Source organism: Chitinilyticum litopenaei DSM 21440 (assembly GCF_000428145.1).
GTDB classification, from domain to species: Bacteria; Pseudomonadota; Gammaproteobacteria; order Burkholderiales; family Chitinibacteraceae; genus Chitinilyticum; species Chitinilyticum litopenaei.
Genome location: NZ_ATZJ01000065.1, coordinates 1 through 11,598, shown reverse-complemented (window position 1 = coordinate 11,598; position 11,598 = coordinate 1). Strand labels below are relative to the sequence as shown.

General features: G+C 61.7%; 10 protein-coding genes and 2 tRNA genes. 4 read left to right on the top strand and 8 right to left on the bottom strand.

The features are described from left to right. Positions 1-143 precede the first annotated feature (143 nt). The 5 genes from C515_RS0116030 to C515_RS0116010 all read right to left on the bottom strand — a co-directional run bounded on the left by C515_RS0116030 (position 144) and on the right by C515_RS0116010 (position 4,200). Positions 144-1,346 carry an amino acid aminotransferase gene (locus C515_RS0116030; RefSeq protein ID WP_028456346.1) on the bottom strand — a complete coding sequence of 401 codons (1,203 nt, stop codon included), beginning with the start codon at positions 1,344-1,346 and terminating at the stop codon, positions 144-146. Between the two features lie 179 nt (positions 1,347-1,525). After that, positions 1,526-3,151, bottom strand: coding sequence for a carbohydrate-binding protein (locus C515_RS24825; RefSeq protein WP_281170879.1), 1,626 nt, complete (start codon positions 3,149-3,151; stop codon positions 1,526-1,528). 141 nt (positions 3,152-3,292) lie between these two features. Beyond that, positions 3,293-3,844, bottom strand: a complete 552-nt coding sequence (locus C515_RS0116020) for a hypothetical protein (protein ID WP_028456344.1) — start codon at positions 3,842-3,844, stop codon at positions 3,293-3,295. A 162-nt stretch (positions 3,845-4,006) separates the two neighbouring features. Continuing rightward, positions 4,007-4,082 (bottom strand) — tRNA-Asn (locus C515_RS0116015). A 42-nt stretch (positions 4,083-4,124) separates the two neighbouring features. Next, positions 4,125-4,200 (bottom strand) — tRNA-Asn (locus tag C515_RS0116010). Positions 4,201-4,286: 86 nt separating this feature from the next. On the opposite strand from C515_RS0116010, the gene C515_RS0116005 reads away from it, so the two are divergent. The 4 genes from C515_RS0116005 (at position 4,287) to C515_RS0115990 (ending at position 8,402) form a co-directional block, all read left to right on the top strand. Further along, complete coding sequence (locus C515_RS0116005) at positions 4,287-5,549, top strand: AsmA family protein (protein ID WP_028456343.1); 1,263 nt, start codon at positions 4,287-4,289, stop codon at positions 5,547-5,549. 88 nt (positions 5,550-5,637) lie between these two features. Further along, on the top strand, positions 5,638-6,666 hold the full coding sequence (gene ygfZ, locus C515_RS0116000; protein ID WP_028456342.1) for a CAF17-like 4Fe-4S cluster assembly/insertion protein YgfZ: 1,029 nt from the start codon (positions 5,638-5,640) through the stop codon (positions 6,664-6,666). Between the two features lie 72 nt (positions 6,667-6,738). Beyond that, entirely contained in the window at positions 6,739-7,521 is a 783-nt protein-coding gene (locus C515_RS0115995; protein WP_028456341.1) for an enoyl-ACP reductase FabI, read from the top strand. A gap of 113 nt (positions 7,522-7,634) precedes the next feature. Continuing rightward, positions 7,635-8,402 carry a class II glutamine amidotransferase gene (locus C515_RS0115990; RefSeq protein WP_028456340.1) on the top strand — a complete coding sequence of 256 codons (768 nt, stop codon included), beginning with the start codon at positions 7,635-7,637 and terminating at the stop codon, positions 8,400-8,402. 1 nt (position 8,403) lies between these two features. Here C515_RS0115990 and C515_RS0115985 read toward each other — a convergent pair whose 3' ends face one another. From C515_RS0115985 to C515_RS21550, 3 genes are all read right to left on the bottom strand, one after another. After that, positions 8,404-9,483 carry a hypothetical protein gene (locus C515_RS0115985; RefSeq protein WP_028456339.1) on the bottom strand — a complete coding sequence of 360 codons (1,080 nt, stop codon included), beginning with the start codon at positions 9,481-9,483 and terminating at the stop codon, positions 8,404-8,406. A gap of 156 nt (positions 9,484-9,639) precedes the next feature. After that, on the bottom strand, positions 9,640-11,136 hold the full coding sequence (gene pap, locus C515_RS0115980) for a polyphosphate:AMP phosphotransferase (RefSeq protein ID WP_028456338.1): 1,497 nt from the start codon (positions 11,134-11,136) through the stop codon (positions 9,640-9,642). A 210-nt stretch (positions 11,137-11,346) separates the two neighbouring features. Next, a partial coding sequence (locus C515_RS21550) for a transposase domain-containing protein (protein ID WP_043650064.1) occupies positions 11,347-11,598 on the bottom strand: 252 nt, incomplete at its 5' end.

The window sequence follows — 11,598 nt, the reverse complement described above, 5'->3', positions numbered from 1 at the left end:
GAGGAGGCTGATCTGTCGGGATGCAGCGCGGTTTAAAGGGGCACTATGTTACAAAAGCAAAAAGCTCCTGACGGAGCTTTTTGCTTAACTGAGCGGCATTGCCGCATTGCGGGGCTTTTTGCTGTCAGGCGGATGCCCGGCGATTACAGCACCTTGGCAATCGAATCGGCAACGTAGTCGATGTTCTTGCTATTCAGTGCGGCCAGGCAGATGCGGCCGGTCGATACGGCGTAGATGCCATACTCGGCGCGCAGCTTTTCCACCTGCTCGGCGGTCAGGCCGGTGTAGGAGAACATGCCGCGCTGCTGGATCACGAAGCTGAAATCCTGCGCCACGCCACGCTCTTGCAGCTTGGCCACGAGCCCGGCGCGCATTTCGCGGATGCGCACGCGCATGCCGGCGAGTTCGTCTTCCCACTGTGCGCGCAGCTCGGCGCTGCCCAGCACCGCGGCCACCACGGCACCACCATGGATCGGCGGGTTGGAGTAGTTGGTACGGATCACGCGCTTCAGTTGCGACAGCACGCGGCCGGATTCTTCCTTGCTGGCAGTGATGATGGACAGTGCGCCCACACGTTCGCCATACAGCGAGAAGCTCTTGGAGAAGGAGCTGGAGATGAAGAACTGCAGGCCCGACGCGGCAAAGGCATTCACGGCCACCGAGTCTTCGGCGATGCCGTCGGCAAATCCCTGGTACGCCATATCCAGGAAGGGCACCAGACCGCGCTCGCGGCAGGCTTCAACCACTTCACCCCACTGCGCATCCGTCATGTCGGCGCCGGTCGGGTTGTGGCAGCAGGCGTGCAGCACGATCACGGAACCCGGTTGCAGGCTCAGCAGCTTGGCCTTCATGCCGGCAAAATCAACGCCGCGAGTGGAGGCGTCGTAGTAGGGATAATCCTCCACCTTGAAGCCGGCCGCTTCGAACAGCGCACGGTGGTTTTCCCAGCTTGGGTTGCTGATGTAAACGGTGGCGTTCGGGTTCAGGCGTTGCAGGAAGTCGGCACCGATCTTCAGTGCGCCGGTACCACCCAGTGCCTGGGCGGTGATCACGCGGCCTGCCGCGATGATGTCGCTGCCCGCACCGAACAGCAGGTTCTGCACGCCGCTGTTGTAGGCCGGATTGCCTTCGATGGCCTGGTAGCCGCGCGGCGGTTGCGCGGCCAGACGGGCGGCTTCGGCAGCCTTCACGGCGGCCAGCAGCGGAATCTTGCCTTCGTCGTTGTAGTAAACGCCAACACCCAGGTTCACTTTGGTCGTGCGGGTATCGGCGTTATAGGCTTCATTCAGACCCAGGATCGGGTCGCGCGGCGCCATTTCCACGGCGGCAAAAATCGAGGCAGTCATCCTGTGCTCCATCCGGATTGAAAGGCAGAGCGCAGCGCCCTGCCGGGGTCAAAATCAGCTGCGAAGTCTAGCACGTTGCCACCCGGCGCAGCAGCACCGGCCGTTTCAGCGTGTAAACGGTTTGTCATGCAGCAAAAAACCCGCGCGAACGCGGGTTTTTTGCTTGCTGCCTGCACGGTTTACGGCAAGGCGTTCAGTGCGGCCCTGGCGGGCTTCGAGAAGTTGTAGCCGTCGTAACGATCCCAGTTGATCGACCAGGTCATCACGCCGCGATAGGTCGGATAAGCCTGCTGCGGCTTGACGGTGCCGCAGTTCTTCAGCTGGGTCAGGCAGGTCAGCGCATTGTTGACGGTGGTGCTGGTCACGAAACCGGTATTGGCCGACTTCGGACCGCTCGGCACGCCGAAACCCACCTGATCCGGACGCAGGCCCTTGAATTCCCAGCCCGTGCCGCCCACGGTCTTGAAGCCCTCGATCAGCATCAGCGAGCCGCCAACCAGCGCATCCACGGTGCCTTCGTTGAGCGCACTGTTGGAATACGGGCTGTAGAGGCCGCCATTGTTGTAATACTGGACATGGATCAGGTCGAGGTCGTCACGCAGGCCGTCGATGATGGGCAGGTAGGCGCCCCAGATGCCGGAGAAGGCCACATAGCCGCCCTGCACATAGGGGTGTTCCGGCGCCATCGACAGGTAGAAGCCCGGACCTACCTTGGCCTTCAGCTGCTTCACGCCGTCGATCAGGTTGTTGATGATCGGGGTGCCGAGCACCACGCCGGCGCCGCTTTCCAGATCGAGGTCGATGCCGTCAAAACCGTATTCGGTGATGATGGCGTGCAGGCTGTTGACGAAGTTGGTGACGTTTTCCTTGGTGGACAGCGTCATGCGGCCTTCCTGGCCGCCGAGCGACAGAATGACCTTCTTGCCCTTGGCGCGCTTGGCGGCCACATCGGCGATGAACTCGGCCTTGGTACCGGCATTCTTGTCGAGGTTGAAGGCCACCGCGCCGTTGCCGGCGTCGTCGGCGAACGAGATCATGATGACATCCCAGTCATCCGACACATCACGCAGGCGGATGGTGTCGCCGGCCGGGTTGGTGAAGTTGTGCCAGTAGCCGATCAGCGCATGCTTGGGCAGCGGGGTAACGCCGGTCACCGGTGTCGGCGTGGTCGTCGGTGTTGCCGTCGGCGTAACGGTCACGGTCGGCGTCACCGTCGGCGTGGCCGTGGCGGTCGGCGTTGCCGTGGGTGTTGCGGTGGCGGTCGGCGTTGCGGTCGGGGTGGCAGTGGCCGTCGGCGTCGAGCTTGCCGGCGGAGTCGTACCGCACACACCGATCTCCTTCCAGACTCCCCACTCGCTGGACTTGGACGGGTCATCGCCCTGCGTCCACCATTTGGCTTCGTAATTGCGGCCATTGAAGCTGACACGCGCGCCGCCGGTGTAGGCGGTGCCGGCATTCCAGGCGGGGAAGCCGCAACCCACGGGCGGGGTAGGCGTTGCAGTCACGGTCGGCTTGACCGTCGGAATGGCGGTCACCGTCGGCGTAGCGGTCGGTGTTGCGGTTGCGGTCGGCAGCGGCGTCGGCTCACCTGCGGACACCAGCTTCCACAGGGTCGGCGTGGCAGCGGGATTCCAGTTGGCGCCCACATAAGCGGTGTGGGTGACAAGCGCCTGATAGCTGGCGCCACTGTAAGTGACTACCGTACCGGCGTTATAGGTATTGCCTTCTTGCCAGTCAGCGGCCCACAGCGACGTGCTGAGCAGCAGGGCCAGCAGCGCAGAGGTCATACGGGTTTGTTTTAGCACGATCTTCTCCATCATCCTGATTGTTTTGGCCGACAGTATCCTGACGGCAGGCACAATCATAATCCGGATGTAGTCGCACCGAAACAACTACAAAAAATCAGGAATTACTGTTTTGCTTACGAACAAGCCGGGGCAGGCCTTTCAGTGCGCCGCCCCCTGTTTGGCAGGCGCGGCGCCCGGTGCTGCCTGCGGCTTTGCAGGCTGCTCGCCCGGACGTATGCAATCCTGCAGGCTGGAGCCCGCCGCCCCCGCCCGGATCGTGCAATCGCCGGAAAGCTTGGGCAGAGGCTTTCCGGCGGCTGGCGCCACGCTGGCGCCAGCACCTTCGGGAGCGGGAGCGGGCGCACCAAGCTCCGAGCGCAACTGCGCCTTGCGTTGCGCGCTTTCGAGCACCTCGAGCTTTACCTCCAGCTCGTCGATATGCTCCTTGCGTGCGCGCAGCTGCTGCGTCAGTTCACTCACTTCCTTGTTCAGCTCGTCCCGCTTCTCGAGCGACTCGCCCAACGCGGTCTTGAGCTTGTCGATCTGCTCCAGAAAATGCTTGTGCTCGAAACTGCGCTTGGCCATGCCCAGCGCAATGCCTCCCATCAGCGCCACCAGAAGCACGATGACGGCGAGGGCACCGAGCAGATGGATGCGATAGCGTTGCAGGAAAGAGACAGACTGGTCAGTAACCACGGCAGCTTCGGTCATGGAGAAATCCGGAAAAAAAACGTGTTCGCAACAGAATGCCCGGCGAGCACGGTTCGGGATAGTCCAGTGTATGAAAAGCAGGGCCAATGCGCAGCGAATGTGCTACAAACCAGTGCGGAAAAACAAAAAGGCCAGTCTGACGACTGGCCTTTTGTAAGAAGCTGGCTCCCCGACCTGGGCTCGAACCAGGGACACACGGATTAACAGTCCGTTGCTCTACCGACTGAGCTATCGGGGAACATAAAGGGGCTGGCTTTAGGGGCCAGCCCCTTTTGATCTTTGGCTCCCCGACCTGGGCTCGAACCAGGGACACACGGATTAACAGTCCGTTGCTCTACCGACTGAGCTATCGGGGAATCGGTATGGCCGCTATAATAGTCACCCCCTTTAGCGCTGTCAACAACTACAGCGATTTTTTCTTGGCTACCGGCACGAAACCATAATGAAAATACTAACCAGACTTCTGCTCGTACTTGCCGTACTGCTGGGCATCAGCGCCGTGCTGCCCCTGCTGTTTCCCTACAGCCTGGTGGCCGACCGCTTTGAGCGGCAACTCTCCCAGATCACCCGCGGCAAGGTCAGCATCGCCGAAATCGGCTTTGCCTACACGCCCATGCCGGCCTTCCAGCTGCGTCGCATGACCATTGACAACGCCGAGACCGCCACGGTGGCTTCGGTGGAAATTCCGCTGTCGCTGAGCATGCTGCTGGCCGAGCAGTATTCGCTGACCGGCGTGCGCCTGGAAGGCGCCAAAGTTTCCCGCCAGTTCGCCCAGAATCTGCCGCAGCGCCTGCAGGGCGACAGCCGCGGCGCGCTGCTGGAGAACCTGCAGTTCAGCAACAGCACCATCACCCTTGAAAAGGGCAGCCTGGGTCCGCTCAGCGGCGAGATCCGCTTCTACAAGGATGGGCGCATTGCGGAAATCGAGATGAGCGCGAACAGCGAAGGGCAGGCTCACCTGCGCGCCGTACCCGGTCAGCAAGGCGAATTCATGCTGGAGTTCCAGGCCAGCAACTGGACACTGCCATTGCGCCATCCGCTGAAGTTCGACAGCGTCCGCCTCGCCGGCAAGGCCAATACGGCCGGCCTGAGCATCGATGCCATCCAGGCCACGCTGTACGGCGGCGCGCTCAGCGGCAATGCCCAGCTGTTCTGGGACAACAACTGGGCCCTCAGCGGCCAGCTGCAAGCCAAGCAGCTCAACGCAGATAGCCTGCTGCAGGTCTTCAGCCCGGTAACGCGCGTGAGCGGGCGCCTGCAAGGCGAATTGCAGTTCCAGCTGCAGGCCCCGACCTATCAGACACTGCTGGACAATGCGGCAGCCCAGGGCAGCTTCCTGATCAAGGACGGCAATGTGCACAATATGGATCTGGTCGCCCCGCTGAAAGCACAGGCCGCCAGTGTGGCACTGCACGGCGGCCAAACCCCCTTCAACACGCTGACCGGCCGGCTTGGCATCAATGGCGAAACAGTCACCCTCAGCGGCCTTGACCTGGAATCGGGCAAATTCCGCGCCCGCGGCAATGTGCAAATCCGCCAGGAGCGGCTGGCAGGCAGCATCCTCACCCAGCTCATCAGCGGCCCGGTCGCCCTGTCGGGCGGCGTCACCCTTGGCGGCGACCTCACCACTCCGGAATTGCGCAGCGCCGGCAGCAGCCGCCCGACACCGACAAGCGAAGGCGAACCGGAAGCCGCCCCCGAGTAATCGTCAGGCTCGCCCCCCCTCTCGCAACACGCCCCGCCCAGCGGGGCGTTATACTTTGCGGATTGCCAACCGACAGCAGGAGCCTGCGATGACCTGGACCACTCTTCTTGCCCCCCACCATGCCACCTTCAGCGAAGGCCGCGTCAGTGGTCTGGCGACACGGGAAGCAACCCTCCAGCACCTGTCCGGCAACGCCATTCTGGTCCCACTCAGCCACCTTGGGCTGATCCGTTTCAGCGGCGAGGAAAGCCTGAGCTTTCTACAGGGACAGCTGTCCAGCGATATCGCCAAACTGGATGGCGCGCATGCGCAGCTGAGCAGTTACTCGACCCCCAAGGGCCGCATGCTTGCCAGCTTTCTGGCCTTGCGCGACGGCGAGGATGTATTGCTGCAACTGTATGGCGAGCTGCAGGCGACCATCCAGAAGCGGCTGGCGATGTTCATCCTGCGCGCCAAAACCCGGGCGAGCGACGCCAGCGCGGACCTGCCCTGCCTGGGGCTGGCCGGCCCGGCGGCCAGGACCCTGCTGCAGGCAAGGTATGGTGACCTTACCCTTGCCAACGAATACACCCAGGCCAATACCACAACAGGTATCCGGATCGTCAGCCTGCCAGGCGATGCCTTTCACCTGTTTGTGCCTGCCGAGCAACTGGCGGAGACCTGGCAGGCACTCACCGCTGCGGGCGCCCTCCCAGCCGACAGCTGGGCCTGGGAGCTGCAACAGATTCGCACCGGCACCCCCTGGGTCAGCGGGAAAACGCAGGAAGAGTTCGTGCCGCAGATGGCCAATCTGGAACTGATTGGTGGCGTGAGCTTCAGCAAGGGCTGCTATCCGGGCCAGGAAATCGTGGCGCGCACGCAGTACCTTGGCAAAACCAAGCGCCGCATGCTGCGCGTCAGCATTGCTGCCGAACACGTCGAGGCCGGCCAGAGTGTCTACAGCCCCGGGCTGGCCGATCAGGCCGCCGGCATGGTCATGCTGGCGGCGCCTGGCGAATCGGGCCTCTGCGAAGCACTGGTGGTGGCGCGCACCGATCTGCAGGAGCAGGGACTGCACCTTGGGCAAGCCGACGGCCCGCTGCTGCAAACCTTGCCCCTGCCTTATGTACTTGCCTGATCAGGCGCTTATGCCGCCCAGCGCTTTTGCGTATAATCCCCTACTCATCACACAACAATAGGATGTGCACCCATGGGGTTTCTCGCCGACAAGAAAATCCTGATTACTGGCCTCTTGTCCGACCGTTCGATTGCTTACGGCATTGCCCAGGCCTGCAAGCGTGAAGGCGCTAGCCTTGCCTTCACCTATGCGCATGAGGATCTGAAGCAGCGTGTAACCGACCTGGCCAAGCACTTCGACACCGATCTCGTGCTGCCCTGTGATGTCGCCAGCGACGAGCAGATTGCCGCGGTGTTCACCGAACTGGCCAAACACTGGGACGGACTGGACGGCCTGGTGCATTCGATTGCCTTTGCACCGCGCGAAGCACTGAAGGGCGACTACCTGGATGCCGTGACCCGCGATGCCTTCCGCGTAGCGCACGACATTTCGTCCTACAGCTTTGCCGGCCTGGCCAAAGCCGCGCGTCCGATGCTGCGCGAAGGCGCATCCCTGGTTGCCCTGTCCTACTTGGGAGCCACCCGGGCCATTCCGAATTACAACGTGATGGGCCTGGCCAAGGCCTCGCTGGAAGCCAATGTGCGCTACATGGCTGCGGCACTGGGCGGCCAGCAGATCCGCGTCAACGCGATTTCCGCCGGCCCGATCAAGACACTCGCGGCCGCCGGCATCGGCAACTTCAGCCAGCTGCTGCGCCGTGCCGCTGAAGGCACACCGCTCAAGCGCAATGTGACTATCGAGGAAGTGGGCAATGTGGCGGCCTTCCTGCTCTCGCCGCTGTCGTCCTCGATGACCGGTGAAGTCATCATGGCCGATGCCGGATTCAGCCAGGGTGCCGGCGCCATGGCGGAATAAACGCGCCAGGCAAGACCGAACGCCCGCATCCTTGCGGGCGTTTTTGTTTGCCTGCAGCCAGCAAGCTGCAACAATCAGATGACAAGTCAGATCGCCAGCCCAAGGAGCCCCTCATGTGCCAGCTGCTCGGCATGAACTGCAATGTGCCCACCGACATCGCCTTCTCCTTCGAAGGTTTCCGGCGTCGGGGCGGGCTGACCGATGAACATTCGGACGGCTGGGGTATCGGCTTTTTCGAAGCCGGCGCATGGCGGCTCTTTCTGGACTACCTGCCCTCGGCCACGTCACCTGTCGCCGACTTTGTGCGAGCCTATCCGATCAAGAGCCTCAATGTGCTGGCGCACATCCGCAAGGCCACGCAGGGGCAGCTCAGCCTTGCCAACACCCACCCGTTTCGCCGTGAACTCTGGGGGCGGGAATGGCTGCTTGCCCACAACGGCAATCTGCCGGAGCTTCGCTACGCTGGGCAGCGCTTTCGGCCACTGGGCGATACCGACAGCGAGCAGGCATTTTGCCTGCTGCTGGATCGCCTGAGCGCCGAATTTTCCACCATGCCGGACACCATCGCACTCTTTGCCGCCATCCGCCGCATCACGGCGGAGCTTGCCAAGGCCGGCTCTTTCAATGTCCTGCTGGGCGTTGAAGACTTGTTGTTCGCGCATTGCAGCACCCAGCTCCATTACCTGATCCGCAAGGCGCCTTTCCGCCATGCCCATCTGGCCGATGCCGATGTCTCCATCAATTTTGCCGAATGCACGACGCCGAATGACCGGGCCGCGATCATCGCCACCCTGCCACTGACCGATAACGAAGCATGGATCCGACTGGAACCAGGCAGCCTGACGCTGTTTCGTGCCGGTCAGGTCGAACTGGCGGGCTGAATCAGACCTCGTGCTGGTGCAGATGCAGTAGCGTATAGACGACGGGATCAAAATACTCGTCGTGCTCATCCAGCTGTCGCAGGGTAAAAGTCAGCTTTTCCAGGCTGGTCTGCCCCTGGACGAAACGATCGCGCACCTTTTTCATTACCTGAGCGCGCTCGACCAGATGGGCGCGCCGCCGTTCGATCAGCTTGCGTTCACGGCGATGTCCGCCCAGCGAGAGATTCAGCCAGATGATCAGCGCAACAGCCAGCCACCAGATTTCCGTGAAGATGGCGAACAGCGCCCCACAGATCAGCAGCAGATACCAGATCTGGTCAGCCTGCTCGAACTTCGGAAGCAGCACGGACAAACTGGGCCAGCGGCGGCGCAGCTGCACGCGGATGCGCACATCGTCCTCGGCATCGCGCTTCTTGCTGCTGAGCGCCGCATCCAGCGCCAGCGTGACATACCAGTTGGTGACCACACGGCAATGCAGCCATGGTGTTGCGCTGTATTCTTCCATCTTCTGCGCCAGCTGCCGGCGAAATTCGGCACTGGCGAGCGGCGGCACCTGATCGTTATACGGATCGGAAAGGGCGTGCTGGACCAGCAGGGGGTAGCCGGCCAGATCGATCAGCTGATTGCGCCGCTCCTGCAGCACGGCGGCATCTACGGGATGCTGGGGACTGTCCAACAGGACATAATGCTGCAGCAATTGCTCCAGTGTTCCGAAGCCGGGATTCTTGCCCGGATTGGCCTTCATCTGCTGGCGCAATCTCGCGACTTCCTGCTGAATCAGCGCCGCCTGTGGCGCGGCCTCGGGCACCCAGGGTTGCCGCAACAGGCTTTCCACCTTGTAGAGCGGCTCATCGTAATGACGGTAGTAGCCTTCGTGATAGCGGCTCAGCTCCTGGCCGTCACGGCTGGGATCACCACTGACCAACGGCGCGGTCGGCGGCGTCCGCTTGAGGTCGACACAGACCCGGTTGACCATGGTTTCCAGCTCGGGGGCGATGCCGGCGCGCGCAAAAATCGGATCAAGCTCGTGCCGCTTGCTTCGCCATTCTTCCAGCGCCCGCCAAATGCTCCAGTCCGCCATACGCCCTCAAGATCGAATTGCCAGAAAATCCTGTGCCGCCACCACCGGGAAACACCACACCGTATAGGGCTGCAACCCTTCCGGAGTTTAACGCGAAGCACAATACCCTGCACCTAAAGCCAAGGCTCTAGCACACCGGCAAGGGCGGCGCGCCGCTCAGGCTTTCTTTTCCTTGCGCTTCAGGCGTGCTTCCAGCGCGTCACAGAGATGGCGCATGACCTGCAAACGGGCATGATATTTATTATTGGCGGCAATCAGGTGCCAGGGCGCAGTGGGGGTGCTGGTGCGCTCGATCATATCGCTGGCCGCCTCGATATATGCCTCCCATTTTTCCCGGTTGCGCCAGTCCTCATCGGTAATCTTGAAGCGCTTCCATTCGACGGCCTGCCGCTCTTCAAAGCGACGCAACTGCTCCTGATTACTGATGGCCAGCCAGAACTTCACCACGATCACATTGGCATCATCGAGCTGATCTTCAAAATCGTTGATCTCATTGTAAGCGCGCATCCATTCCGCCGGCGCCGCAAAACCCTCCACACGCTCGACCAGCACACGCCCATACCAGGAACGATCAAATACGGTCAGGTGTCCATGCGGCGGGATGTGGCGCCAGAACCGCCAGAGATAAGGCTGGGCACGTTCCTCCTCGGAAGGTGCGGCAATGGGCACCACACGATATACCCGCGCATCCAGCGCGGCAGTAATGCGGCGGATGCTCCCGCCCTTGCCCGCCGCATCCATGCCCTCGAAGACGGTAATGACCGACAGTTCGGCAAACTTCGGATGCAGGGACAAGCCATTCAGGCGTCCCTGCAGCACCTCCAGCTGCTTCTTGTAGTCATCCTTGCTGAGTTCGTAGTCAAGCTTCAGGCGATCAAGCAGACGCACACCGTCGATCGACGAGACCAGGGGCGGCGCATCGACCCGGCGCTGCTTCACACTGGGCCTGGCAAGCTGGTGCTCGATGGTTTCAAGCACCTGCCGGCCTACCGAGAGGTTGCGGTAATTGCTGTCGGAAGCTTCAACCACGCGCCAGGGCGCATCCGCGAGATTGGTCCGCATGAGCAAATCGCGGTAATGCTCGATTTGCCGGTCATATTGCTTGAGAAACTGCTGGTCGCTTTCGGTTACCCGCCAGGCGGTTTTCTTGTCGGAAGCCAGCTTCTTCAGCCTGTCCTTGAGCTGCCCGCGTGAAAGATGCAGCCAGAATTTCAGCACCAGCACGCCTTCATCCGCCAGCATTTTCTCCAGCCGGACAATGCGTTCAATACGCCGATCAATCCGCGCGGCATCCTGTTCGCCGTCCCAGCCCCAGAATGGATCGGCATACCAGCCACCAAACAGGATGCCGATCCGCCCTTTCGGCGGCAGTACACGCCAGAAGCGCCAGAATGGCGGGCGGGCCGCCTCTTCGTCGTTGGGCGCACCAAAGGCGTCGGTACGCAGATAGCGCGGATCCATCCACTCGGTCAACAGATTGGCCATTTCACCACGGCCTGCGGTGGGCACGCCCCCGAGAATGATGACCACGGGAAATTCATTTCGCTCTTTCAGCGCATACTGGATATTGAGCAAGGCCTCGCGCAGCTTGCCCTCTTCATCCCGATAAGTCTGCTTGTCGATGCAATGGCCAAGCTCTGCCGATTCAAACATGATCACTCTCCAGAACAGTCTGGAATGATTATGACCCGATCAGCAGTAAGCTGCCAGTTAGCCTGCCAGCCAGCGCGATGGTGCATGGAGAAAATCCACGCACGATCATTCCGACGCGAAGTGCCAATCCACACCGCTAAATCAGGCACACGCCTGTAAATGACAGGTAAGCGTCCAGCCGCCCCGCATTGATCAAGGAAACCGCCTCGGTTAGCGTCGCAGTGGCAGCAACTCGTCGATTTGGCTGTTCGGCCAGGCCGGCAGTTTTTCCAGCGTTTCCGTCAGCCAACTCAGCGGCTCAATGCCGTTCAGTTTCGCGGTGCCAAGCAGGCTCTGGATTGCGGCGGCACGGCGGCCGCTGGCTTCGCTGCCGGCAAACAACCAGTTCTTCTTCCCCAGTGCGATCGGCCGGATGGCGTTTTCCACCGGGTTGTTGTCGATCGGTGCATCACCACTGTCGGC